23 protein-coding genes are annotated in these 23,344 nt (G+C 67.9%); 14 read left to right on the top strand and 9 right to left on the bottom strand.

Going from position 1 to position 23,344, the window contains the following annotated elements; translation table 11 throughout:
• Position 1: 1 nt before the first annotated feature.
• Positions 2 to 1,405 carry a S1C family serine protease gene (locus E0H45_RS09925; RefSeq protein ID WP_131336322.1) on the bottom strand — a complete coding sequence of 468 codons (1,404 nt, stop codon included), beginning with the start codon at positions 1,403 to 1,405 and terminating at the stop codon, positions 2 to 4.
• Between the two features lie 625 nt (positions 1,406 to 2,030).
• Here E0H45_RS09925 and E0H45_RS09920 point away from each other — a divergent pair.
• The gene (locus tag E0H45_RS09920; RefSeq protein WP_202872242.1) at positions 2,031 to 2,360 is read left to right on the top strand and encodes a MerR family transcriptional regulator; all 330 of its coding nucleotides are present in this window, start codon (positions 2,031 to 2,033) and stop codon (positions 2,358 to 2,360) included.
• 45 nt (positions 2,361 to 2,405) lie between these two features.
• On the opposite strand, the gene E0H45_RS09915 is transcribed toward E0H45_RS09920, so the two are convergent.
• Positions 2,406 to 4,004, bottom strand: a complete 1,599-nt coding sequence (locus E0H45_RS09915; RefSeq protein ID WP_238154881.1) for a sensor histidine kinase — start codon at positions 4,002 to 4,004, stop codon at positions 2,406 to 2,408.
• Positions 4,001 to 4,693, bottom strand: a complete 693-nt coding sequence (locus E0H45_RS09910; RefSeq protein WP_130388186.1) for a response regulator transcription factor — start codon at positions 4,691 to 4,693, stop codon at positions 4,001 to 4,003. The genes E0H45_RS09915 and E0H45_RS09910 overlap by 4 nt, the downstream gene beginning before the upstream one ends.
• Positions 4,694 to 4,810: 117 nt before the next feature.
• Between E0H45_RS09910 and E0H45_RS09905 the strand changes: the two genes are divergently transcribed.
• Positions 4,811 to 5,806 carry an acetamidase/formamidase family protein gene (locus E0H45_RS09905; RefSeq protein WP_131336320.1) on the top strand — a complete coding sequence of 332 codons (996 nt, stop codon included), beginning with the start codon at positions 4,811 to 4,813 and terminating at the stop codon, positions 5,804 to 5,806.
• On the opposite strand, the gene E0H45_RS09900 is transcribed toward E0H45_RS09905, so the two are convergent.
• Together E0H45_RS09900 and E0H45_RS09895 are read right to left on the bottom strand one after the other, a co-directional pair.
• Positions 5,799 to 6,773, bottom strand: a complete 975-nt coding sequence (locus E0H45_RS09900) for a TIGR03560 family F420-dependent LLM class oxidoreductase (RefSeq protein WP_131336318.1) — start codon at positions 6,771 to 6,773, stop codon at positions 5,799 to 5,801. The two genes, E0H45_RS09905 and E0H45_RS09900, sit on opposite strands and share 8 nt — an antisense overlap.
• Complete coding sequence (locus tag E0H45_RS09895; RefSeq protein WP_131336316.1) at positions 6,770 to 7,666, bottom strand: DMT family transporter; 897 nt, start codon at positions 7,664 to 7,666, stop codon at positions 6,770 to 6,772. The genes E0H45_RS09900 and E0H45_RS09895 overlap by 4 nt, the downstream gene beginning before the upstream one ends.
• An 87-nt stretch (positions 7,667 to 7,753) precedes the next feature.
• Between E0H45_RS09895 and E0H45_RS09890 the strand changes: the two genes are divergently transcribed.
• Both E0H45_RS09890 and E0H45_RS09885 read left to right on the top strand, forming a co-directional pair.
• Positions 7,754 to 8,197, top strand: a complete 444-nt coding sequence (locus tag E0H45_RS09890) for an Lrp/AsnC family transcriptional regulator (protein ID WP_131336314.1) — start codon at positions 7,754 to 7,756, stop codon at positions 8,195 to 8,197.
• A gap of 74 nt (positions 8,198 to 8,271) precedes the next feature.
• Positions 8,272 to 9,483 (top strand): pyrophosphate--fructose-6-phosphate 1-phosphotransferase, encoded by a 1,212-nt coding sequence (locus E0H45_RS09885; RefSeq protein WP_131336312.1) that lies wholly within the window; start codon positions 8,272 to 8,274, stop codon positions 9,481 to 9,483.
• On the opposite strand, the gene E0H45_RS09880 is transcribed toward E0H45_RS09885, so the two are convergent.
• Together E0H45_RS09880 and E0H45_RS09875 are read right to left on the bottom strand one after the other, a co-directional pair.
• Positions 9,474 to 9,899 carry a low molecular weight protein-tyrosine-phosphatase gene (locus E0H45_RS09880; protein WP_131336310.1) on the bottom strand — a complete coding sequence of 142 codons (426 nt, stop codon included), beginning with the start codon at positions 9,897 to 9,899 and terminating at the stop codon, positions 9,474 to 9,476. The two genes, E0H45_RS09885 and E0H45_RS09880, sit on opposite strands and share 10 nt — an antisense overlap.
• A 13-nt stretch (positions 9,900 to 9,912) precedes the next feature.
• The gene (locus tag E0H45_RS09875) at positions 9,913 to 10,299 is read right to left on the bottom strand and encodes a phage holin family protein (protein ID WP_131336308.1); all 387 of its coding nucleotides are present in this window, start codon (positions 10,297 to 10,299) and stop codon (positions 9,913 to 9,915) included.
• Positions 10,300 to 10,402: 103 nt separating this feature from the next.
• On the opposite strand from E0H45_RS09875, the gene E0H45_RS09870 reads away from it, so the two are divergent.
• From E0H45_RS09870 to E0H45_RS09835, 8 genes are read left to right on the top strand one after another with little or no spacing between them, the layout of a single operon-like run.
• Complete coding sequence (locus tag E0H45_RS09870) at positions 10,403 to 11,509, top strand: DUF4185 domain-containing protein (protein WP_131336306.1); 1,107 nt, start codon at positions 10,403 to 10,405, stop codon at positions 11,507 to 11,509.
• The gene (locus E0H45_RS09865; RefSeq protein WP_202872240.1) at positions 11,506 to 12,213 is read left to right on the top strand and encodes a FadR/GntR family transcriptional regulator; all 708 of its coding nucleotides are present in this window, start codon (positions 11,506 to 11,508) and stop codon (positions 12,211 to 12,213) included. Before E0H45_RS09870 ends, E0H45_RS09865 begins: the two co-directional genes overlap by 4 nt.
• A gap of 18 nt (positions 12,214 to 12,231) precedes the next feature.
• Positions 12,232 to 13,518 carry an ABC transporter substrate-binding protein gene (locus E0H45_RS09860; RefSeq protein ID WP_131336304.1) on the top strand — a complete coding sequence of 429 codons (1,287 nt, stop codon included), beginning with the start codon at positions 12,232 to 12,234 and terminating at the stop codon, positions 13,516 to 13,518.
• Entirely contained in the window at positions 13,515 to 14,402 is an 888-nt protein-coding gene (locus E0H45_RS09855; protein WP_131336302.1) for a carbohydrate ABC transporter permease, read from the top strand. Before E0H45_RS09860 ends, E0H45_RS09855 begins: the two co-directional genes overlap by 4 nt.
• Positions 14,389 to 15,198 (top strand): carbohydrate ABC transporter permease, encoded by an 810-nt coding sequence (locus E0H45_RS09850; protein WP_131336300.1) that lies wholly within the window; start codon positions 14,389 to 14,391, stop codon positions 15,196 to 15,198. The genes E0H45_RS09855 and E0H45_RS09850 overlap by 14 nt, the downstream gene beginning before the upstream one ends.
• A 10-nt stretch (positions 15,199 to 15,208) precedes the next feature.
• Positions 15,209 to 15,964, top strand: a complete 756-nt coding sequence (locus E0H45_RS09845) for an SDR family NAD(P)-dependent oxidoreductase (RefSeq protein WP_131336298.1) — start codon at positions 15,209 to 15,211, stop codon at positions 15,962 to 15,964.
• Positions 15,961 to 17,175: an enolase C-terminal domain-like protein gene (locus E0H45_RS09840; RefSeq protein WP_131336296.1), complete on the top strand. Its 1,215-nt coding sequence runs from the start codon at positions 15,961 to 15,963 to the stop codon at positions 17,173 to 17,175. Before E0H45_RS09845 ends, E0H45_RS09840 begins: the two co-directional genes overlap by 4 nt.
• Positions 17,172 to 19,205: a glucosidase family protein gene (locus tag E0H45_RS09835; protein ID WP_131336294.1), complete on the top strand. Its 2,034-nt coding sequence runs from the start codon at positions 17,172 to 17,174 to the stop codon at positions 19,203 to 19,205. Before E0H45_RS09840 ends, E0H45_RS09835 begins: the two co-directional genes overlap by 4 nt.
• 3 nt (positions 19,206 to 19,208) lie before the next feature.
• Here the strand turns inward: E0H45_RS09835 and E0H45_RS09830 are convergent, their stop codons facing one another.
• A complete protein-coding gene (locus tag E0H45_RS09830) occupies positions 19,209 to 19,877 on the bottom strand; it encodes a GntR family transcriptional regulator (RefSeq protein WP_131336292.1) in 669 nt (222 codons plus the stop codon).
• Positions 19,878 to 20,050: 173 nt separating this feature from the next.
• Here E0H45_RS09830 and E0H45_RS09825 point away from each other — a divergent pair, with 173 nt between their 5' ends.
• Both E0H45_RS09825 and E0H45_RS09820 read left to right on the top strand, forming a co-directional pair.
• A complete protein-coding gene (locus E0H45_RS09825; protein WP_131336290.1) occupies positions 20,051 to 21,691 on the top strand; it encodes a phage tail tip lysozyme in 1,641 nt (546 codons plus the stop codon).
• Positions 21,692 to 21,710: 19 nt separating this feature from the next.
• Positions 21,711 to 22,328 (top strand): S-layer protein, encoded by a 618-nt coding sequence (locus E0H45_RS09820; protein WP_131336288.1) that lies wholly within the window; start codon positions 21,711 to 21,713, stop codon positions 22,326 to 22,328.
• A 12-nt stretch (positions 22,329 to 22,340) separates the two neighbouring features.
• On the opposite strand, the gene E0H45_RS09815 is transcribed toward E0H45_RS09820, so the two are convergent.
• Positions 22,341 to 23,213 (bottom strand): dimethylarginine dimethylaminohydrolase family protein, encoded by an 873-nt coding sequence (locus tag E0H45_RS09815; protein ID WP_131336287.1) that lies wholly within the window; start codon positions 23,211 to 23,213, stop codon positions 22,341 to 22,343.
• Positions 23,214 to 23,344: the final 131 nt, after the last annotated feature.

The following is a 23,344-nucleotide window of genomic DNA, read 5'->3' as shown; positions in this document are numbered from 1 at the left end:
GTCAGCCGGTCGGGTTCCCGTTGTCGGAGCCGAGAGTGGCCTTGATGGACTGGGGCTTGCCGTTGCGGGTGACGGTGAGCGTCACCTGATCGTCCGGGCGGTGCGAACGGACCGCGGCGACCAACGCGTCCCCTGACGCGATCGCCTTACCGTCCACAGCGGTGACTACGTCACCTGACTGCAGACCGGCCTTGTCCGCCGCACCGCCGGACGTAACCTCGCCGAGGCGTGCTCCGTTCGTGAGCCCGTCGGAGGACTGCGCGTCGCCGACCGTCACACCGAGCCGCGCATGAGTGGCCTTGCCCTTGGCCACCAGCTCGTCGATGATCGGCTTGGCCTGGTCGATCGGGATCGCGAACCCCAGGCCGATGTTCCCGCCTTCGGATTGTCCCGATCCGCCGGCGGTTTTGATCGCGCTGTTGATACCGACCACCTGGCCGGCGAGGTCGATGAGGGCGCCGCCGGAGTTCCCCGGATTGATCGCGGCGTCCGTCTGGACTGCTGGGAAGACCGTCGTACTGTCCTGCTGCTCGTCGCCCGACGTCACCGGGCGGTTCAGCGCCGAGACGATGCCGCTGGTCACGGTCGCCTCCAGGCCGAACGGCGAGCCGATCGCCACCACGCCCTGCCCGACCGCGAGCTTGCCGCTCTGGCCGAGGGTCGCCGGGGTCAGGTCGGTCGCGTCGGCGTGGATCACCGCGAGGTCCGTCAGCGGGTCGGTGCCCTTGACCGTCGCGGATACGGTGCGGCCGTCGTTCAGCATCACGGAGAGCTTCGCGCCCTGCCCGGCGCCGGCGACCACGTGGTTGTTGGTGACGATCAGGCCGTCCTTGCTGATCACGATGCCGGATCCGGTCGCCTCGCCCTGCGAGGTCGCGACCGCGATCTTCACCACGCTCGGCAGCACCTTCGAGGCGGCGCTCTGCACCGAGCCGTCCGGCGCCGACACGGGCGCCGCCTGGTTGCCGTTCAGCGGGGAGGTCACCGAGGGGGTGTTGGCGGTGTGGTCGCTGGTTGCCGAGTAGACGGCCGCGCCGCCGACGCCGCTCGCGGCACCGACCAGCAGCGCGGTGAGCGCCACTGCGGCCAGCCCTCCGCGGCGCTTCGGCTTCACCGCGGTGGCCGTGGCCGGCTGCGGTCCGACGGGCCAGTTCGGGCCCGGAGACGTCCCCTGATGCGTCCCCGGCGCCCCGAACTGCGGATAAGCACTCCCACCCGCGGGGTACTGTCCCGGCCGCTGCCCTTGCGGCCCCGAGTCCAGCCGCGGCTGCCCACCTTGCGGCGCGTGCTGCTGCTGCTGATGCTGCCCGTACATCGGCAGTTGCTGCGTCCGCTCCGGCCCCTGCGGTCCCTGTGCGTTCTGGCCGGGCTGGTTCTGCGGCTGCTGCGGCTGGTTCTCGGTCATGGCAAGTACTTTGTCGGCCGGACCTGAGAGGGCCCTGAAGATCCCCTCGGAGTGACCGAAGAACTCCATGAAGATCCTCTGAAGGGGAGCGCTGCCGGCAAGACTCTTGACTCGCCGCTGACAAAATACTGCGTTGGCGAGAGTAGACATTCACCCATCGACTGGATAGAGTCTCTGGTGTTGCCAAGAGAGAACAAGAGAAGCTGACGTGGGCGGCCAACGACCGCTCAGCAGTACATGCAGGATCAGCAGAACCCGGCCGACGAGTTCGTAGTGCAGTACCTGTAGTTCGCAGTACCAGCAAGAGTGAAGTGGTAAGGCGCAGTAATCGGCCGGTGCGACAAGAAGTCGGAACACTGAAGAAGAGGAGTGGATTACATCATCAGGATCGCCCGCCGTGGCTGTGTTTCGCCGGGCGGGTACCGCAGTCCCATCGTGATTGGAAGGTGGTTCTCGGTTACGCATTGTGCGATCCCAGCGACGTCCGGCCTTCGAGGCGGACCGCGGAAGTAGAACTGACTCGAGGGTCAGTAGATGGTGACAATCCAAACCCAGGGCCCCGGTGCTTCGGCACCGGGGCCCTCGACACGGAGGTGCGATGACCCCAGGCCAGCCAGCGGAGCAGATGATGTCAGAAGACCCTGAAACACCAGCGACCAACCTGGACGACGAGGATTTCCCCGCCTACACGATGGGACGGGCCGCCGAGCTCCTCGGCGCCACGCCTGGATTCCTGCGCAGCCTGGACGAGGCGAAGCTGATTACCCCGCAGCGCTCCGACGGCGGACATCGCCGCTATTCCCGCTACCAGCTCCGACTGGCCGCCCGCGCTCGCGAGCTGGTCGACAACGGGACGTCACTGGAAGCCGCCTGCCGGATCATCATCTTGGAAGATCAGCTGGCCGAGGCGATGCGGATCAACGCCGAGCTCAGCGCATCGGACGAGGAAGGCTGACTCGAGGACTCGAGCCCCCGAACGTCGTCCGCGGGCTGCAGTGTCCTACCGGGTCTGCGTCGCCGCGTGCGGTAGCCAGAGTGTGAACTGCGCGCCGGCTCCGGGCACGTTGCGGGCGTAGATCATGCCGCCGTGCTGCTCCGCTGCGTGCTTGACGATCGCCAGGCCCAGACCCGATCCAGGACGGCCGCGGGCCTCACTGGAGCGGTAGAAGCGGTCGAACACATGCGGCAGGTCCGCTTCGGCGATCCCAGGCCCTGAGTCGGTCACAGTCAGTACGCCGTCCAGCAGCCGGACCGTCACGTGCCCGACCGGCTGTCCGTCGCTGCGCTGCTCCGTACCTTCAGGAACGCTGTACTTCGCCGCGTTGTCGAGCAGGTTCGTGACGGCACGTCCGAGCAGCCGCTCGTCACCCCAGACCGGGAACGGCGTGAGCTGAACGTGCCACTCCAGCCCGGGCGCGCGTCGCCGTACCTTGATGACGGCGTCCTCGACGACGTTGGACAGCTCGATCAGCTCCGCGTTCCGCACCTGCGGGGTGTCGCGGGCCAGCTCGGTCAGGTCGCCGATCAGCTGCGTCAGCTCGTCCATCTGAGCGCGTACGTCGTCCAGCAGTTGCTGCCTGTCCTCGGGCCGGAGACCGCCGCGTTTGTCCGCCTGAGCGAGGAGATCGAGGTTCGTGCGGACGCTGGTGAGCGGCGTACGCAGCTCGTGGCCCGCGTCGCCGACGAGCCGGCGCTGCCGGTCGCGGGACTGAGCGAGCGCGCCGAGCATCGCGTTGAACGCCATCGCCAGCCGGGAGATCTCGTCGGTCCCGGTCACCGGGATCGGCTTCAGGTCCTCGGTCCGCGCGACGTGCTCGGCCGCTCCGGTCAGCCGTGCCAACGGCCGCAGACCGGACCGCGCGACGGCGTTACCCGCGAGCGCCGCGCCGATCACGCCGATCAGCCCGAACGCCCACAGCACGATCCCCAGGTTGTGCAGGGTCTGATCGATCGGCCCCAACGACTGCGCCACAACCAGCGCGCCGGGCTGGTACAGACCGTCGTCGTAGTTGCAGGGCTCGCGAACCGGGCAGAAACGAGCGGGTACGGCGACCACGCGGAAATGCGAGCCCCCGTTGCGTACGCCGACTGTTCGCAGGCTGGCCTGGTCGCCTTGGTTCTGGGCGATCTGGAGCTCGTCGTCGCCCATCGGCGGCAGCGGACTGTTCACCGGCGCGTACTTGTCGCCGGTCGCGCTCAGCACTCCGACGCGGATGTCGCTGAGGCCGAACGCGTCGGCGGAGGCCTTCTGCAGGTTGTCGAGGTTGGTCAGGACGCCCTTCTGCGCGGCCTGGCCGGCTCGCTGGATCAGGCTGTCGTCCAGGTTCTGGTACATCTGCTGGCGCACCGTGATGTACGCCGCGACGCTGACGATCGCCACCGCGAGACCGACCGCGACCGCCGCGAGCAGTGTCACGCGGGCGTGCAGCGTGAGCTTGTGGAGCGTCTCTTTCCACCAGGTCTGGGTCCGGGCAGCGGTCGCCGCAACCCGATTGCCGTTGCTACTGGCAACGGACCGCCCGGAGTGCGTCGGCTGCTGCTGCGGTTGCTGCGGACGGTCGGCGTACGAGGGGAACTGCTCGGGGTGTTGCTCACTCACGGCGGCGTGTCCCTCAAGACGTACCCGATGCCGCGGACGGTGTGGATCAGGCGAGGCAGACCGTTGACCTCGGTCTTACGGCGCAGATAGCCGACGTAGACCTCGAGCGAGTTCGCGGTGGTGGGGAAGTCGTAGCCCCAGACCGCGTCCAGGATGACCGCGCGCTCCAGCACCCGGCGCGGGTTGCGGATCAGCAGCTCGAGCAGCGAGAACTCGGTCCGGGTGAGCTGGATCGCCACATCACCGCGGTGCACCTCGTGCGCGTCGACGTCGACCACGAGGTCGGCGTACTGCAGCACCTCGCCGCGCTGGCCGCCCTCGCCGGGGGTGCTGCTGCGGCGCAGCAGCGCGCGCAGCCGGGCCAGCAGCTCCTCCAGCGCGAAGGGCTTGGTCAGGTAGTCGTCGCCGCCGGCGTCCAGGCCGTCCACCCGGTCTGCGACCGCGTCCCGCGCGGTCAGCACCAGGATCGGCACATTGTTGCCCGCGGCCCGCAAGGCCTTGGTGGTCTCCAGTCCGTCCAGCCGCGGCATCATCACGTCCATCACCACGACGTCCGGCTCGACGTTGCCGATCACCGCGAGCGCCTCGGCGCCGTCGGACGCCGTCACCACCTCGAAGTCGTTGAACTCCAGCGAACGGCGCAACGAGTCCCGGACCGCCCGGTCGTCGTCCACCACCAGTACCCGCATCGTCAGCCCCGCTTCGCTCGAAGTTCCGTCACCGAGCCTAGGTCGCTTCTGTGAGAATCGCCTGAGAACCCGCTGATCGCTCGCACAACACCTCCTGGACACCTTAAGTTGCCTGACGTGGACGTCCTGGAATTCACGCCCGAGCCCGCCGACTTCGCCTGGACCTTCGGCGGGGTGCCTCCGGTACGCCGGGTGAAGCCCGGTACCGCGCTCCGCCTGTGGACCGAGGACGCGTTCGCCGGGAGCCTGCGCAGTACGGCGGACCTCGCGAGCGCCTCGCTGACGATGCCGTTCGTCAACCCGCAGACCGGACCGTTCTACGTCGAGGGCGCCGAGCCGGGCGACACGCTGGTCCTGCACTTCGTCGAGCTGACCCCGGCCCGGAGCTGGGGCGCGTCGGCGACCATCCCGTTCTTCGGCGGCCTGACCAGCACCGACCGGACCGCGACGCTGCAGGACCCGCTGCCGGAGCGGACCTGGATCTACGAGGTGGACAGCGCTCGCCAGACGGTCGGGTTCCAGGCGCAGGGGAGCGACCTGGAGATCGCACTGCCGCTGGAGCCGATGCTCGGCACGGTCGGGGTGGCGCCGGCCGGCGGCGAGGTCCGCTCGGCGCTGGTGCCGGACACGTTCGGCGGCAACATGGACACGCCGGAGATGCGGGCAGGGACCACCTGCTACCTGAACGTCAACGTCGAGGGGGCACTGTTCTCGGTCGGCGACGGTCACTACCGACAGGGCGAGGGCGAGTCCTGCGGTACCGCGGTCGAGGGCGCGATGAACGTCGTACTGATCGTCGACCTGCTCAAGACGCCCGGGCCGGTCTGGCCGCGGCTGGAGAACGACGAGTACCTGGCCGTGGTCGGGTCGAGCAGGCCGCTCGAGGACGCGTGGCGGGCCGGCCAGGTCGACATGGTGCGCTGGCTCGGTGACCTGTACGGACTGGACAAGCTGGACGCGTACCAGCTGCTCAGCCAGGTCAGCGAGGTCCCGCTCGCGAACGTGGTCGACGCCAACTACAGCGTGGTCACCAAGATCCCGAAGCGCCTACTCCCGCAGGTGACGGCGTACGACGGCATCCACCAGCACCTGCGCTCGCTCAGCCTCAGCTGAACTGGGGTACGACGTCCTCCGCGAACCGGTGCAGTGGCTCGTGGTCGTAGGCGACACCAGGGATGTACGAGATCACGTAGTCGATGCCCGCTTGGGCCAACTGCTCCACGTGCTCGCTGAGCTGCTTCGTCGTGACCAGGTCTGCCAGCACGTGGGATGTCCCGCCGGAGCCGATCTGCAAGAACTCCTCCAGGCTGTACCGTCCACGCGCCTTGGCCGTCGCGGCCACCGGGTCTGCGCCGGCCTCGATCGGGAAGACGTTCAGACTGGTCGACTTGATGATCTCGTCGTAGTCGCGGCCGACCTCCTCGCAGTGCTTCCGGAGGATCGCCAGCTTCTGCTCGATGACGTCGACGCGGCCGGTGCCGAAGTTGCAGGCGTCGCCGTACTTTGCAACTAGTCGCAGGGTGACGCGTTCACCCCCGCCACCGATCCAGAGCTTGGGTTTGCGCCGCGGGACGACGTACGGCTTGTCGACCGAGTGGTACTGCCCCTGGAACACCACGTCGTCCTCGGTCCACAGCCGGTGCAGCAGCTCGACCGACTCGACGAACGAGCCCATCCGCTCCTTCTGGCTCGTCCACGGGTAGCCGTACGCCTTCCACTCGTGTTCCGACCAGCCGGCACCGATACCGGCGTACATACGGCCGTGGCTGGCGACGTCGACGGTGGCGGCCATCTTGGCGAACAGGGCCGGGTTGCGGTACCCGTTGCAGCCGACCAGCTGACCCAGGTTCACCCGCGACGTGTCACGCGCCAGGGCGGCCGTAGTCGTCCACATCTCGAAGACAGTCTCGCGGGCGGGCTCTGGGACGGTGTGGAAGTGGTCGAAGAGCCAGATCGAGTCCCACGGACCTGCGTCGGCTGCCTTGGCTACAGCGGTCATGGCCTCCCACTGCTCGACCGGGTCCGCCAGCTCCACCAGATCCATCCGCCAGCCCTGCGGAACGAACACACCGAACTTCATGCAGTCCTCCTCGAGATAGCGACCCCGGCCAGGCACAGCGCCCCACCGGCCAACGCCAGTACGGTCGGAGCCTCACCGAGCAGCAGCCAGCCCAGCACGATCGCGACAACCGGCACCGCATACACGGTGACCCCCATCCGGCCGGCACTCGTACGACGGAGCGCAAAAGCCCACGTGGTGAAGCCGAGCGCGGTCGGGAACGCAGCCAGGTAGACGATCCACCAGATGGTCGCCGCATCGGCGGAGCGGACCTCGTCGACCAGAGTGGGTGCGAACGGCAGGCACACGACCGCTCCGATCGTGCAGGCGAGCCAGGTGACCTCAGCGGCAGGCAGTCGGCTCAGGAGCGGCTTCTGGGTGACCACGCCGACGGCGTACGAGATCGCGGCGACGACGCAGAGCACGACGCCCCACGTCTCGGCGCGGCCGCTCGAGGTCGACGTACCGATCACGACGATGCCGGCGAACGCGACCAGGCCGCCGATCACCAGCTGCCGCGGGAAGCCCTCACCGAGACCGACCCCGGCGAGTACGGCGATCAGCAGCGGGGCGATGTGCACGAGCATGGCCGCCGTCCCGGCGTCGAGCCGCCGCTCGGCCTCGTTGAGCGCCAGGTTGTAGACGCCGAACCAGAGCACGCCACATGCGATCAGCGGCAGCCAGTCGCGCTGTGTGGGCCATCGACGCACGGCGGGCCGTGGCCGCTTCAGCAGGAGGGCGCCGAGGAAGATGCTGCCCAGCCCGAGCCGGGCCAGCGACAGGGCGCCGGCAGAGATGTCGGTGCCGAGGTGCCGGATGGCGACGAACGACGAGGCCCACAGGACGACCGTGACGGCGGCCGCGCCGGCCGCGAGACGATTGGCTCGCGTCGGAGCTTCTGTAAGGGTTGTCACTCTCACTAGAGTAGGAATGAGTTCTGCGAGGATCCATGGCGGATCGGAGCCTAGGAGGCGGTTTTGCTTACCGAAACGAGAAGTCCTGTGCTGGATGACCTCAATACTCGAATCCTGGACGCGTTGAGCGCCGATCCCCGGTTACGGACCACCGAGCTCGCCCGCCGGCTGGGTGTGTCGACGCCGACGGTGCGCGAGCGGGTCGCGCGGCTGGAGGAGTCCGGCGTGATCCGTGGGTACCGCATCGACATCGACCCGGCCGCACTCGGCCGTCCGGTCGCCGCCTGGGTGCGGCTGCGCCCCGGCCCCAACCAGATCCCGAAGATCATCGAGCTGGCCGGCCGTACGCCGGAGGTCGTCGAGTGCCACCGGATCTCCGGCGAGGACTGCTTCCTGATGCGCGTCCAGGTCGCCGAGATCGCCGCCCTGGAGGACGTGCTGGACAAGTTCCTGGTGCACGGCCAGACCACCAGTTCGTTCGTCGTCTCCACCCCGGTGCCGCCCCGCAGTGTGCCGCTGTCCGCAGGATGAACCCCAACCACCGCTGAGAGTGGTCTGCATCACTAGTCTGGTGGCGATTTCGTCTCCGGGAAGGACCCTGGCTCATGGCTGCCGACAAGTCTGTCCGCAGAGTTGCCCTGCTCACCGCCGGCGGGCTCGCGCCCTGCCTGTCGTCCGCCGTCGGCGGGCTGATCGAGCGCTACACCGACGTGGCGCCCGACGTGGAGATCATCGCCTACCTGAACGGGTACCACGGCCTGCTCAGCGGCCGGTTCCTGACCGTGACGCCGGAGGTGCGGGAGCAGGCGTCCGTGCTGCACAAGTTCGGCGGCAGCCCGATCGGCAACAGCCGGGTGAAGCTGACCAACACCGCCGACCTGGTCAAGCGCGGCCTGATCCAGGACGGGCAGAACGCCCTCCAGGTCGCGGCCGAGCGGCTCGTCGCGGACGGTGTCGACGTACTGCACACCATCGGCGGTGACGACACCAACACCACCGCCGCCGACCTCGCGGCGTACCTGCACGAGCACGACTACGACCTGACCGTGGTCGGCCTGCCGAAGACCATCGACAACGACGTGATTCCGATCCGGCAGAGCCTGGGCGCGTGGACCGCCGCCGAGCAGGGCGCGCTGTTCGCCCGCAACATCATCGCCGAGCACACCTCGAACCCGCGGATGCTGATCGTCCACGAGGTCATGGGGCGGAACTGTGGCTGGTTGACCGCGGCAACGGCTCAGGCGTACCAGCAGTGGGTCGACGAGCAGGAGTGGAACCCGGGGATCGGCCTGGACAAGGCCGGCTGGTCGGTGCACGCCGTGTACGTGCCGGAGGCAACGATCGACCTGGACGCCGAGGCGGAGCGGCTGCGGAAGGTCATGGACGAGGAGGACTGCGTCAACATCTTTCTGTCCGAGGGTGCCGGCGTACCGTCGATCGTGGCCGAGATGGAGGCCCGCGGCGAGGAGGTCGGCCGGGACCCGTTCGGGCACGTCAAGCTGGACACCATCAACCCGGGGGCCTGGTTCGCGAAGCAGTTCGCCGAGCGGATCGGTGCGGAGAAGACGATGGTGCAGAAGAGCGGGTACTTCAGCCGCTCGGCCGCGGCCAACGACCGCGACCTCGCGCTGATCAAGGAGTGCACCGACTACGCGGTCGACGCGGCGCTGCGCGGTGAGTCCGGCGTCGTCGGCCACGACGAGGACCGCGGCGACGAGCTGCGCGCGATCGAGTTCCCGCGGATCGCCGGCGGCAAGGAGTTCGACCCGGCCGCCGACTGGTTCGTGACGCTGAAGTCGGAGATCGGTCAGGCCTGATCTCGGAGGCGGTCGACCCACTGGTCGGCCGCCTTCTCGATCTGTGCGAGGACGTCGTCGAAGCCTTCGTCCGCGCCGTAGTACGGATCGGGTACGTCGTCGCGCGCGAACAACTGCGCCTCGGTACCGCTCAGTTCCGCGAGGTGCCCCGAGTCCATCGCGAGGATGAGGTCCCGGTCCCAGGCGCGCTCGAACCGACGGGCCCGATGTGCGCTGCCGTCGTACCCGCGCCGTCGCAGTGCGGCCGCGGCGCGCGGGTCCATCCGGTCGCCGACGTGCCAGCCGCCGGTGCCCGAGCTGGTCACCTCGACGTCGTCGAGGCCGGCCTCGGCGAGCTTGGCGCGCAGCACCACCTCGCCCATCGGCGACCGGCAGATGTTCCCCGTGCAGACGATCTCGACGTGCACTGAGGGCATCGGCAGCCATGCCCTAATGGACTTCGGCCTTCTCCGGGAGGACGGCGTTCAGGATCATGCCGACGACGCTGATGATCAGGGCGCCGAAGAGCGCGGACCAGAAGCCGTCGACGTGGAACTGGACGTCGAGCTTGCCGGTGATCCAGGACGTCAGCAGCAGCATCGCCGCGTTGATCACGAAGGTCAGCAGACCCAGGGTGAGGATCAGCAGCGGGAACGACAGCAGCTTCACCACGGGCTTCACGATCGCGTTCACGACACCGAAGATCGCGGCCACGACCAGCAGCGTCAGCACGCGCTTGCCGGTGGTCGCGCCCTGCAGGGTGATTCCGGAGACGAGCCAGCTCGCCGCCGCCAGCGCGACCGCGTTGACCAGCAACCTGATGATCAAGTTCTTCATGCCCTCGATCCTCCCATCCGACGGGTAACACCACTGTCCGTACGCGCCCTGATCCGTCCCTGACTCTTGACAGCGAAAATGACCAAGTGATCTGATCATTTTCATGTCACGACGCATTGGGGTACTTCTCGCGTTGTCCCTGACGGCTGCGGGCCTGAGCGTGCCCGCGGTCCCTGCGGCCGCTTCCACCTGTGCTGCCGTCCAGACGGACTGGACCGCTCAGGCGACTCCACATGCCGCGCCCGAGGGGTTGCTCAACGCCTACAGCGACACCGGGAAGGGCTGGACGGGTGCGGACAGCACCTACTCCGTGCCGCTCCCCGGCGGACGTACGGCGTGGGTCTTCTCGGACACGTTCCTCGGCCCGGTGAACCCGGACGGCTCTCGTCCGACCACGACGCCGTTCATCAACAACTCGTTCGTGATCCAGCAGGGCACGAAGCTGAAGACGGTCACCGGCGGTACGGCGACCAACCCGACGGCTCTCGTTCCGCCGCCGTCCAACGGCTGGTACTGGTTCGGGGCAGCGCAGACCAGCCACGCCGGCCGTGACCTCGACGTGGTCGCGCTGCGCTTCGAGAAGACCGGGACGGGCCAGTGGGACTGGCGCTGGGCCAGCAACTACCTGGCTCGGTTCGACAGCACCACGTTCAAGCTGAAGAGCCTCACTCCCATTCCGTCGGGTGCGAACGTGCAGTGGTCCGGCTGGCTGCTGCGCGACCGCGGGTACACGTACGTCTACGGCGTCGAGGACCTGGGCGCAGCGAAGTACCAGCACGTGGCACGGGTTCGTGGCGACGACCTGACCACGAAGTCGTGGGAGTACTGGACCGGCTCGGGCTGGTCCAGTGACGAGACCGCCTCCGCTCGTGTGCTCCAGGGTGTCGCCAACGAGCACAGTGTGACCCGCTGGAGCGACGGCTACCTCCTGGTCACGCACGACACCAACGAGCTGTTCAGCAAGCGCGTCCTCGGGTACTTCTCCTGCTCGCCGACAGGTCCGTGGGTGAAGCCGGTGGAGCTGTACCAGACACCCGAGACGGGCGGGAACATCATCACGTACAACTCCCACGACCACCCGGACCTGCGCCGCGGTACCTCGCTGCTGGTGAGCTACAACGTCAACAGCCTGGTCAGCGACGAGCTGTACGGCGACGTGAGCATCTACCGACCGCGGTTCGTCTCGGTCACGCTGGCGGCGGCCAAGTGAGCGCCACGGGAGGCGTCGTACGGCGGAGTCTGCTGGACGATCTGGCGACGTCGATGCTCGCCCTGATTGCGGAGCGGAAGCTGGCGCCGGGTGATCAGTTCGAGGCCGTGCGGTCGCTGGCGGAGCGGTTCAAGGTCGCCGTACCCACTGTCCGGGAGGCGCTGCGCCGACTGGAGGCAACCGGAGCTGTCGAGCTCCGGCACGGTTCCGGTGTGTACGTCGGTCCGAACGTCGGCCGGCTGGTTCTAGCCAACCCCCTCGCGCTGGCACCGAGTCCGGACCGGTTGGTGGAGCTTCTGCAGGCACGTGCCCTCATCGAGCCGCCCGTTGCCGCACTGGCGGCACAGACGCGTGCAGAGGTCGCGCTGGAGCAGATGGCCAAGGACCTGGACGCTGCGGCCGAGCTGATCGCTTCCGGCGACCATGCGCAACTGGCCGAAGTGAACATGGACTTCCACCGCTCACTGGCCCAGGCGTCCGGGAACGCGACGCTCGCCGAGGTGGTCGAGTCGGTCACGGTCGTGAACGTCCGGGAGCAGCTGGAGATCCTGCACATCCACGGTGACCGGCAGGCGGACCTGGACGAGCACCGCGCGATCTACGACGCGGTCCGGTCCGGCGACGCGGACCTGGCCGAACTGCTCACCCGCGAGCACCTGGACGGCGTACTGGCCGTCATCAACGAACGACTTCAGCATCCCTGAGCTGGAAGGACGCATCACATGCAACGCAACACCAACCGCAAGGCGCTGGCTGCCCTGGTGATCGCCGGCGCGCTCGCACTCTCCGCCTGTGGAGGCGGTGGCGGCACGGCAGGGCCGGCCAAGGGTGAGGACAAGCCGGTCGACTCGCTGAAGTTCTACAACGACAAGGGTGGCTGGAAGGACGCGTTCACCCAGGTCGGGGCGGCCAGCAAGAAGGACATCGGCGTCGGTATGGAGCCGGTCGGGTACTCCGACTCGAACACGTACACCGCGTTCATCCGGTCCTCGTTCCGGACCAAGGAGAAGGCGGACCTGTTCACGTGGCACACCGGCAAGGAACTTCAGGACCTGGTGGACCAGAAGCTCGTTGCCGAGACCACGGACCAGTGGACCAAGGCGATTGCTGACGGCAACATCCCCGAGCAGCTCAAGCAGTACTTCACGTACGGCGACAAGCAGTACTGCGTCCCGCTGAACGCCGGCTACTGGGTGATGTACTACAACAAGGCCGTCTTCAAGAAGGCCGGCATCACGCAGACCCCGAAGACCTGGGCCGAGCTGACCCAGGTGGCGGACAAGGTCAAGGCCGCCGGCGTGAAGCCGTTCTACCAGACCAACATCCTGTTCTCGTTCGTCTGGTTCGAGACGCTGCTGGCCGGCAAGGACCCGGACCTGTACGACGCGCTCGCCGCCGGTAAGGCAAAGTACACCGACCCGGGTGTGGTCGAGGTGATGAACGAGTGGAAGAAGATGATCGACGCCGGGTACTTCAGTGACCCGGGCTCGAAGACCGAGCCGCAGGCGCAGCTGAAGAACGGCGACGTCGCGATGATCAACTTCGGCACCTGGTTCAGCGGCAACCTGAACACGCTGAAGATGAAGGCCGGTACCGACTACGACTTCTTCGTGATCCCGAACGTGAACCCGGACCTGCCGAAGACGTCGATGATCTTCGAGACCGGACCGGTCTGCTCGGCCGCGGCCAGTGACCATGCGTCGACGGTGAAGAAGTGGACCGACTGGTGGGTCACGCCGCAGGCGCAGACCGCGTGGGCGAACTCCCGCGGCGACCTGTCGTTCAACCCGAAGGCCGAGGTCAAGGACCCGGGGCTGGCGAAGCTGAACAAGGACGTCGGCGGTGACGGGTACCGACTGATCAACCGGTGGTTCGAGGCGACGCCCGTACCGGTTGCGAACAAGGCACTCGAGGTGTTCGGCGCGTTCGTGACCAAGCCGGGTGACCCGATGCCGGGCCTGCAGAAGATCCAGGCCGAGGCGGACGCGTACTGGGCCAAGCAGAAGTGAGCAATCAGGCCCTTGACCGGACGGGGGCGCGAAAGGCGCCCCTGTTCGGCCTACCAGCTGTAGCGGTCGTCGCACTCCTGCTGTACCTGCCGTTCCTGTGGACGACGTACGTCAGCTTCACCGACTACGACGGGCTCGCGTCACCGGTGTGGTCCGGGCTGGCCAACTACAAGGCGATGTTCAGCGACCCCGATCTGATCGGGGCACTGGTCAACACACTGCTGTGGGTGGTCGGCATGGTGACCCTGCCCGTGGCGCTCGGCCTGCTGGTCGCCGTACTGACCTACGGGCACAAGTGGGGCACGTGGCTGCGGCTGCCGTTCCTGCTGCCGTACGCGATCTCCGGTGTGGCCGTTGGTGTCATCTGGGGCTTCGTACTGCAGCCGGACGGCGCACTGGGTCAGGCACTCGGGTTCTTCGGGCTCCCGGGTGCCCACACCGGTTGGCTGCAGGCAGGTCCCGGCAACACGCTGATGATGATCGTGGCGGTCACCTGGCAGGCGGCCGGCGTGAACGCGCTGCTGTTCGTGGTCGGCCTGCAGTCGATCCCTGCTGAGCCTCTGGAGGCTGCGAGGCTGGACGGCGCGGAGGGGCTCAGCCTGTTCCGTCACCACCTCTGGCCGCAGCTCCGGCCGATCACCACGGTGGTCATCGGGCTCTCGATCGTCGGCAGCCTGAAGACGTTCGACGTGGTGTGGGTGATGACGCAAGGCGGCCCGGGTACGTCGTCCGAGACGCTGGCACTGTCCATGTACAAGGAGACGTTCGTGCTGAACGACTACGGACAGGGTGCGGCGATCGCGCTGTTCCTGAGCCTGGTCACCTTCGCCGCGTCGATCCTCTACCTCCGTTACCAGTTGGGGGATTCGCGTGAGCAAGGTTAAGACCGCAATCCTCGTCGTACTGGGCCTGATCTGGCTTGCGCCGGTCTACCTGCTGGTCGTGAACGCGTCCAAGTCCGTCGACGGGTACGACGCGAAGACCGTGTGGAAGCCGGCCGGGTTCTCGTTGTTCGCAAACTTCGGTGACGCGTGGAGCAAGGCAGCACTCGGGGACACGTTGGTCGCGACCACGATGTACAGCGTGATCGCGCCGGTGCTCGCGGTGCTGATCGGCTCGGCGGCCGGGTACGCGATCGTCGTACTGCGGTTGAAGCGCGGCTTCCTGTGGTTCGTGTTCATCTTCGGCGGGACGATCTTTCCGCTGCAGATGATCCTGATGCCGTTGTTCTCCGGGTACGCGAACTCCGGGCTGTACGACACCCGGACCGGGATGATCATCGTCTACACCGCGATCAGCGTGCCGTTCTCGGCGTTCGTGATGCGGAACTTCTTCACCGGGATCGCGCGCAGCGTGTTCGAGGCCGCGGTGGTCGACGGCGGCGGGTTGTTCCGGATCTTCCGCAGCATCTACCTGCCGATGGCGGGGTCGGCGCTGGCGGCGATCTTCATCCTGCAGGCGACCTTCGTCTGGAACGACCTGCTGCTCGGCCTGACCCTGAGCCAGTCCGACTCCGTCCGCCCGATCATGCCGGCCCTCACCGGCCTGCAGAGCACGTACGGCGGGGCCTCGCTTCCGACCGTCCTGGCCGGCGGCCTGCTCGTCTCGCTGCCCACGGTCATCCTCTTCCTCGCCGCCCAACGCTTCTTCTCCCGGGGCCTCGCCCTGGGCCAGTTCTGAGAGGACATATATGAGTAGCCGCACAGTCGTCGTGACCGGCGGTGCCGCCGGCATCGGACGAGGTGCAGTCGAACGCTTCGTCGCCGCCGGAGATCGGGTGATAGCCCTGGACCGGGACGCGGACGCGCTGTCAGCCCTAGGCGATCAGGTGACCGGCGTGGTTGTGGACGTCTCCGACCGTGAGGCCCTCGCGGCGGCCGCGGACGAGGTCGGCGCGGTGGACGCGCTCGTCTGCGCCGCGGGAGTTCAGCGGTACGGGACAGTTGTCGACACGCCGGCCTCGGTCTACGACGAGGTGATGGCGGTGAACGTCGGGGGCGTGTTCTTTGCGTGCCAGGCGTTCGTCCCGCGGATGTCGCGCGGCGGCAGTGTTGTCGTGGTGTCGTCCGTGCAGGCGTATGCGGCGCAGACAGGCGTCGCGGCGTACTCGATGGGTAAGGGCGCCTTGCTGAGTCTCGTACGGGCGATGGCGGTGGATCACGCCCCGGACGGGATCCGCGTGAACGCGGTCTGCCCGGGGTCGGTGGACACGCCGATGTTGCGTACGTCGGCCGCGCAGTTCGCCGGCGACCGTACGACGGATGAGGTGGTCGCCGAATGGGGACGCTCGCACCCGCTCGGGCGGGTCGCGACCCCGGGAGAGGTTGCCGAGGTCATCTACTTCCTGTCCTCCCCGGCCGCGTCGTTCGTGACAGGAGCGGACGTGAAGGTCGACGGCGGGTTGACCGCCGGGCTGGCCGTCGTACTGCCGGAGGATGCGAAGTGAAGATCGTCGACGTACGCGCGACAACGGTGACGATGCCGTTGGAGGCGCCGCTGCGGCACAGCAACGGAGCGCACTGGGGACGTTTCGTGCGGACTGTCGTGGAGGTCGAGGCCGACAACGGGCTGATCGGCCTCGGCGAGATGGGCGGCGGCGGGCAGAGCGCCGAGGCCGCGGTGGCGGGGCTGAAGGAGTACCTGGTCGGCCACGACCCGTCCCGCACCGAGGCCCTGCGCTGGATGCTCGCCAACCCGACCGCGAGCCTCTACAACAACCGCACCCAGTTGCTGGCGGCAATCGAATTCGCCTGCCTGGACCTGCAGGGCCGGGAGCTCGGCGTACCCGTGCATGCGTTGCTGGGCGGGAAGGTGCGCTCGCACGTGCCCTTCGCGAGCTACCTGTTCTTCCGGCATCCGGCCGAGGACGGAACGGGCGAGATCCGTACGGCGGAACAGTTGGTCGCGCATGCCCGCGAGCTGGTCGACCAGCACGGGTTCAGCGTGCACAAGCTGAAGGGCGGTGTGTTCCCGCCGGACTACGAACGCGAGTGCTTCCGCGCGCTGGCCGAGGCGTTCCCGGGGCACCGCGTGCGGTTCGACCCGAACGGCGCGTTCAGCGTCGAGGAGGCGATCCGCTTCGCCCGCGGGATCGAGGATCTCGACAACGACTACCTCGAGGACCCGACCTGGGGCCTGAACGGGATGCGTCGCGTCCGCGAGAACACCCCGATCCCGCTCGCGACGAACACCGTCGTGGTGAACTTCGAGCAGCTCGCCGCCAACGTCCGCGACCCCGCGGTCGACGTGATCCTGCTGGACACCACGTTCTGGGGCGGTATCCGGCCGTGCATCAAGGCGGCCGGCGTCTGCGAGACGTTCCAGCTCGGAGTCGCGGTGCACTCGTCCGGAGAGCTCGGCATCCAGCTCGCGACCATGCTGCACCTCGGCGCCGTCGTACCGAACCTGTCGTTCGCCGCCGACGCGCACTACCACCACCTGCGTGACGACGTCATTGTCGGCGGCAAGCTTCCGTACGTCGACGGCGCGATCGCGGTCCCGGACGCGCCCGGCCTGGGCGTCGAGCTGGACCGCGACAAGCTGGCCGAGTACGCCGAACTCTTCCGCGAACTCGGCCCGTACCCCTACGACCGCGATCCGGCCCGGCCGGACTGGTACCCCCTGCTCCCGAACACCGATTGGGCCGACCCCTCATGACCATCCCGCGTTCCGCCGACTTGGCGAGCGACGTCCTCACGCACACGTACGACGACATGTTCAACCCGCCCGGGCTGACCAACTTCCTGGGTACGGCGCAGGTCGACCACGACGTCGTGGCGATCAGGAGCGTCAACTTCCCGCCGTACTCGCACGGCGACACCATCACCGGGCAGCTGTACGTCGACGGGCGCCTGGCGCGCTCGTACGGCGGGACGGTCGAGGTGGTGTGGCGGCCGGACTGCGTCGTCCGGTCCACGACTGTCGACGGGCTGGAGCTGCGGACGACCACGGCTTGCGCACCGGGTCGTCCCGCGGTCGTCGTACAGCTGGAGGTGTCGGGAACACCAGGGCGGTCGGTCCGGCTTGGGTTTGCGCTGGAGAGCACTGCCACTCGGTCAGGTGCTGGCTGGCTGCGGCCGGAGCCGCCGTCCGAGCCCAACACTTTGTCGGCCGTGGACGGCCGTGTCGTAGGCACAGGTGCGTCTGGCTCGGCAGTCAGCCTGCAGGGGTTGGACGTGCCGTCGACGGTCGACCGGTCGATGCTGGAGGCCACTGTCGAGCTGGATGCGTCCGGGCGCGCGCAGCTCGGGTATGTGCATGTGCTGGCCGGATCGCTGGAGGAGGCGACGGAGCACTTCGACGTGTGCGTGGCCGACGTACCTGCGGTGATCACTGTCGCGGAGGGCGTGTGGGACATGGCGCTCGCCGACGCGTTCGACCCTTCCAGCGACGGGTTCAGCGGGTCGCTGCCCGTGCTGGAGACGTCCAACGAGGCGTTGCAGAAGCTGTACTGGTGGGGCGTGCTCGGGGTCATCTGGTTCCGGCGGGACAACCCGGCCAGTGTGCTCGGGCGGACGTACGACACGTTGATGCCGCGGTACTGGCAGACCACGACGTTCATCTGGGACTACAGCCTGTCCTCGCTGACGCATGCGCTGCTGGACCCGGAGCCGATGCGGAAGCACATCGAGCACTGGATCGACCTGGACACGCACAAGCACTTCGGCACCGAGTGGCTGACCGGCGGACCGGTCGGCTACTGGTACTCCGTGAACGACTTCGCCATGACCCGGCTGGTGCGCGACTACGTGCGCTTCACCGGGGACGAGGCGTTCCTGGACGTTTCCGTCGGTCCGAAGCCGGTCGGGGAGCACGTGCACGACTGGGCGACCGCCTGGCGCGAACTGCGCGGTGAGCACGCGCTGGCCGACTACGGCGGCATCGACAACCTGATGGAGTGCGTCAGCAGCTACGTGCACGAGGTGGCCAGCTTCAACGCCGCCAACGTCTGGTGCATGCGGGTAGCGGCTGAGATCGCAGACCGCTCCGGCGACGCGGACCGTGCTGCTCTGCTCCGCAAGGAGGCGTCTGCGCAGGCAGGTCACGTCAACGAGCTGTACGTCGAGGGCAAGGGGTTCTGGCACGCACGGCAGCCCGACGGCTCGCTCGTCCCGGTCCGGCACTGCTACGACTTCAACATCATCGGTACGACGATCCCGGACGACCTGTCCGAGTCGCAGTGCGCCGAGATGGTGTCGTTCTTCCAGCGGGAGTTGCAGACGCCCACGTGGATGCGCGCGCTGTCGCCGTACGACGCGGATGCCGCGTTCAGCGTCCGTCCGGACCACCAGTGGAACGGTGCGTACCCGGCATGGCCGGCGGACGCGGGGCGCGCACTGTTCGCGCTCGGGCGGGGCGACGTACTGCTGGACTGGCTTCCGGGTCTCGCCAAGTCCGCGAACCAGGGCCCATGCGGTCAGGCGCACTTCGTCGAGGAGGCACAGCCGCCGATGGCCGGTGGGGCGCGGAAGTCGCCGCCGCAGTTCCCGTACCTGATCGACTGGTCCTGCTCGTCGTCCGGTGCCTGGGTCAGCCTGGTCCTGGAGGGCGTCTTCGGCATCGAGGTCGCCCTGGACGGCACCGTGACCGCGAGCCCACAGGTCGCGGCGCTCGACCCGGACGCCCGCCTGACCGGCCTCCGGGTCGGCTCGAAGACGTACGACGTGACGGCGGACGGACTGGTCTGAGGCTCAGCCCGGCGGCATCGCGATCGCCTCGAGGAGGGACTCCTCGGCGCCGGCGAGATGACGACGGAGCTCCTCGACGCACTCGTCGAGCTCGCCCCGCTCGAGCAGTCGGACGAGTTTGCGGTGGGACGCGACCTGCTGGCGCGCGTCCTGCCGCAGCGCGTCCACCCGGGCCAGCGCGAGCCTGGCCTCGCCGGTGACCGAGTCGGCGGTCGCAATCAGCCGCTCACTGCCGGTGAGTGCGACCAGGCTGCGGTGGATGGCCAGGTGGGTCTCGGTCAGGGCTTCGGGGTCGGCGCCGTCCTTGGCGGTCGCGGCGAACACCCGCATCGCCTCCCGGACCCGCTCCCGGGCCGCCTCGTCGGCGTCGTACCAGGCCCGGATCCCGGCGGACTCGAGCACGAACCGGGCGCGGCAGATGTCGGCCACCGCGTCGGGGTGCAGGATCGCGACACTGACGCCCTTGTTCGGCTCGCGGACCGCGAGGCCCTCGGTGACCAGCATCGTCATCGCCTCGCGGATGGTGCTCCGGGCGACCCCGAGCGCCTCGGCGAGCGGCTGCTCACGCAGTGGCGTACCCGGCTCCAGATCACCGGCGAACAGGGCGGCGCGCAGCGCGTCGACCACCCGGTCCACCGTGGTCGAGCGGTCCACCCGCAGCCGTTCGTACATGATGTGATTCTCGTCCAGACCCGGTCCGTTGTCGCGCCCGACCCGGCCCCGGAGCCCGGCCTGTGGATAACTCCCGACATGATGACCCGGTTTTCGGGCAGCATTCTTCCTAGTGGCCGCCCCTTCCCGCGGACCGGCGCGGGGAGTCCACTCGAAGGAGCGAGGAGCACAAGGTGGGGAACAACAAAGCGCTCAACTACCTCGGAGGTATTTTCGCGCTTGCGTTCTCTCTCGTTCTCGCGATCATCTTCCTGCTGAGTTCGCTGGCCGGTATCTCTTCGGCCGAGGCGCAGTGTGCGCAACACGCCCAGGACAAGCCCATGATGGCGTGGCCGACCGACCGGCACGAGATCGACGGCGACTGGAGCATCTTTCACCAGGGCTACGACTTCAAGGTCGATGAGGACGCCAAGGTCTACGCGTCCCACGACGGCCAGGTCGTCACGGCCTCGAAGGACGAGGTCCGGATCCGCATGGCCTCGAAGGAAGGGGACGAGGTCAAGCTCGAGAGCGTCGAGACGCGGTACAAGTTCCTGAAGACCGTCACCGTCAGCAACGGCGCCCTTGTCAAGCGAGGCGACCAGATCGGCACCGCCGGCACCGGCGACGAGGGTACCGACACCGAGGGCGCCCCGATCGGACTCGTCGGCCCGCATGTGCACTGGGAGATGTGGGCCGACCAGGAGAACAACAACAAGTGGTCTATCGTCCCGAAGCCGGACGAGAACCCGTTCGTTCTCGAGAGTTCGGACAGCGGCGGTGCGTGCAGCTGCGTCGACGGCAACCTCTCCGGGTCCAACAACCAGCAGAAGGCCTTCAACTTCTTCGTCCAGAACGGCTACTCCAAGGAGCAGGCCGCGGGCATCGTCGGCAACATGATCGCCGAGTCCAGTGTGGAGCCGGCTCGCCTGCAGAACACGGATCCGGGCGTCGTCAGCATGCCGGACAAAGTGGTCAACTCCCCACTCGGCTGGGGCATCGTGCAGTGGACACCGGCCGGCAAGATGATCAACCCGTCCCGCGACGCCGGTGTCCAGGACGAGAAGATCGCCTCCCTGGGCTACCAGCTGGAATTCCTGATCAAGCAGCTCAACGGCGACGGGCCGCTGGCCGAAGGGGCGGCCGGGCAAGCGATCAAATCGGCGAAAACGGTCGAGCAGGCTGCGTACGAGTTCGGCGACAAGTTCGAGCGGTTCGGCGGACACGAGAACCCGAACCACCCGACGTACGCCGATCGCAAGGCGAACGCGCGGCACGTGTTCGACGAGTTCGCCGGTGGGGCGCCGGCGTCGGGAGGCGCGCAGAACGCGGCCACCGGCGGGTGCGGTGCCGGCAGCGGCAACATCGCCGAGGTCGCGAAGAACCTGGCCTGGCCCGAGGACGGTCACGACGGCACCGACGCGAGCATCGCGAAGCCGGAGTTCGTCGAGGCGATGGAGAAGTACAACGACGGCTCCAGCGGCTACGTCCCCTACAGCGACTGCGGGCGCTTCGTCGCGACCGTGATGCGCATGAGCGGTGCCGACCCGGACTTCCCGAAGGTGTCGACCGGGGTCCAGTTCGACTACATGCAGAGCTCCGGGAAGTACGACTACTGGCATTCCGTGCCGCCAGGTGGCATGAAGCCGGGTGACATCCTGAACGGGCCCGGTCACACCTACCTGTACGTCGGGCCCTGGGGCGCGGAAGGCGGCGGGTACGACTCCGCCTCGGGCTCCCTGGGCGGTCACGTGCCGGAGGCCGGTCACCTGTACGACGTCGGCGGCCAGTTCTGGGTCTTCCGGCTGAAGAACGCGCCGCAACCGGCGAGCTGAGCAAGGACAGGAGCAGCGAATGCTGGACGAGAACCGGCGGCCATTCATGATCGGCGTCGTCGTACTGGCGGTCGTCCTGATATTGGTCGGCGGCGTCGTGCTGTTCCGCGGCGGCGGATCGGAGACGACGCTGACCGTGCAGTCGATTCCGAACGACCTGACCCTGAAGCTGGACGGCCACGAGATCCCGGCCAACGGCGAGATCAAGATCAAGGCGGGCGAGCACACCCTGGAGGGTTCGCGGCGTGGCTTCCAGAGCTACACCCAGACCTTCACCTCGGGCAACGACCGCCTGAGCTACAAGATGTACCTGTACGCCAACAGCGCCGAGGGCCGGGCGTGGACCAAGAACAACCCGGAGCAGGAGCAGGAGCTGGAGAAGGAGGCCGGCCGGAAGTACGACGAGTTCCAGAACCGGATCAAGCAGAAGTACCCGATCATCAGCCAGCTCCCGTACGTCGGCGACGGCTTCGAGGCGACGTACACCAAGTCCAGGACCGACCCGACGAACCCGGAGGCGATCTCGATCGTCATCGAGGTCTTCGGCTCCCAGGGCAAGAAGAAGGCCCTCCAGTGGATCAAGGGCTACGGCTGGGACATCAATACCCTCGACGTCATCTGGACCACCGGCAAGTAGGCCACCCGCAGGTCAGGCGGGGAGGACGAGCTCCCCGCCTGGAGTGCTGATCAGGGACAGCGGGAAGTCCAGCGGGTTCGTCAGGCACCGGATCGAGCCGCCGCCCTTGTGGAACTCCGACAGGTCCAGTACGACGACGCGCAGCCCGAGACCCGTGAAGACGTCGCGCAGCCGCGGCGAGCACGCGGGCATGATGATCGTCTCGCCGACCACGATCGAGTTCGCGCTGAACGCGAACGCCTCCTCGTCGGTGAGCACGATCGGGTCCGGGACGATCCCGGACAGCTCGGCCTGGCTCGCGGCGTCGAACGCCGGCGGGTAGATCATCGCGTGCGTGCTGTCCACCGGGCAGAACGGCAGGTCGAGGTGGTACATCCCCTCGTGGGCGATCCGCAGCCCGCGGACCCGGACGTTCCACTCGGTCGCCAGGTGCTTGAGCGCCGCTTCCTCGGTCCGCGGCCCATAGCCGACGACCAGGCTGTCGCCGAACACGAACGCGTCCCCGGACTCGAAGTGCGGCCCGACGCCCTCACCGCCGGTCCGGTCGAGCCGGAACCCGGCCCCGGTGAACCACTCGGCCGCGCTCAGCGACTCCTTCCGGCGCGGCTCGAACCGCATGTGCGAGAGCATCGCGCGGCCGCCCGCGGTGGCCAGTCCGAGGTTCATCGCGTACACCATGTCCGGTGAGTCGGCCCGCTGCGCGAGGACCTCGACCTCGCCGCCGGCGTCCACGATCGCCTGCCGCAGCGACTCCCACTGCTTGAGCGTCAGCGCCGGGTCCGGCTGGTCCTGCGTCGACATGTACGGGTTGATCACATAGTCGATCCGGAAGTGGTCCGGCCGGACCATCAGATAGCGACGACCCCACTCCAGCGGCTGTCCCATGAACCCTCCTGACGACGCTCGGGTCTATTGCCCGATCCCCTGATTGTCCGACAATCAGTCAGTTTGAGGCTCGATGTTTCCGGAGTCAAACGGCGTGCTGTACGTCGCTTCCGGGAGGGTGGTTCCGGGGT

Source organism: Kribbella soli, from assembly GCF_004331345.1.
In the GTDB taxonomy this organism is placed as follows: domain Bacteria; phylum Actinomycetota; class Actinomycetes; order Propionibacteriales; family Kribbellaceae; genus Kribbella; species Kribbella soli.
The sequence above is the reverse complement of the archived record's forward strand: the minus strand, read 5'-3'. Positions and strand labels throughout refer to the sequence as shown.

Bases quoted from the DNA above. Each gene is read 5' to 3' on its own strand.
- E0H45_RS09920 (WP_202872242.1), top strand. From the start codon at position 2,031: ATGATGTCAGAAGACCCTGAAACACCAGCGACCAACCTGGACGACGAG.
- E0H45_RS09845 (WP_131336298.1), top strand. From the start codon at position 15,209: ATGAGTAGCCGCACAGTCGTCGTGACCGGCGGTGCCGCCGGCATCGGA.
- E0H45_RS09925 (WP_131336322.1), bottom strand. From the start codon at position 1,405: ATGACCGAGAACCAGCCGCAGCAGCCGCAGAACCAGCCCGGCCAGAAC.
- E0H45_RS09910 (WP_130388186.1), bottom strand. From the start codon at position 4,693: ATGCGGGTACTGGTGGTGGACGACGACCGGGCGGTCCGGGACTCGTTG.
- E0H45_RS09880 (WP_131336310.1), bottom strand. From the start codon at position 9,899: ATGCCCTCAGTGCACGTCGAGATCGTCTGCACGGGGAACATCTGCCGG.
- E0H45_RS09860 (WP_131336304.1), top strand. From the start codon at position 12,232: ATGCAACGCAACACCAACCGCAAGGCGCTGGCTGCCCTGGTGATCGCC.
- E0H45_RS09875 (WP_131336308.1), bottom strand. From the start codon at position 10,299: ATGAAGAACTTGATCATCAGGTTGCTGGTCAACGCGGTCGCGCTGGCG.
- E0H45_RS09870 (WP_131336306.1), top strand. From the start codon at position 10,403: ATGTCACGACGCATTGGGGTACTTCTCGCGTTGTCCCTGACGGCTGCG.
- E0H45_RS09885 (WP_131336312.1), top strand. From the start codon at position 8,272: ATGGCTGCCGACAAGTCTGTCCGCAGAGTTGCCCTGCTCACCGCCGGC.
- E0H45_RS09835 (WP_131336294.1), top strand. From the start codon at position 17,172: ATGACCATCCCGCGTTCCGCCGACTTGGCGAGCGACGTCCTCACGCAC.
- E0H45_RS09820 (WP_131336288.1), top strand. From the start codon at position 21,711: ATGCTGGACGAGAACCGGCGGCCATTCATGATCGGCGTCGTCGTACTG.
- E0H45_RS09900 (WP_131336318.1), bottom strand. From the start codon at position 6,773: ATGAAGTTCGGTGTGTTCGTTCCGCAGGGCTGGCGGATGGATCTGGTG.
- E0H45_RS09830 (WP_131336292.1), bottom strand. From the start codon at position 19,877: ATGTACGAACGGCTGCGGGTGGACCGCTCGACCACGGTGGACCGGGTG.
- E0H45_RS09815 (WP_131336287.1), bottom strand. From the start codon at position 23,213: ATGGGACAGCCGCTGGAGTGGGGTCGTCGCTATCTGATGGTCCGGCCG.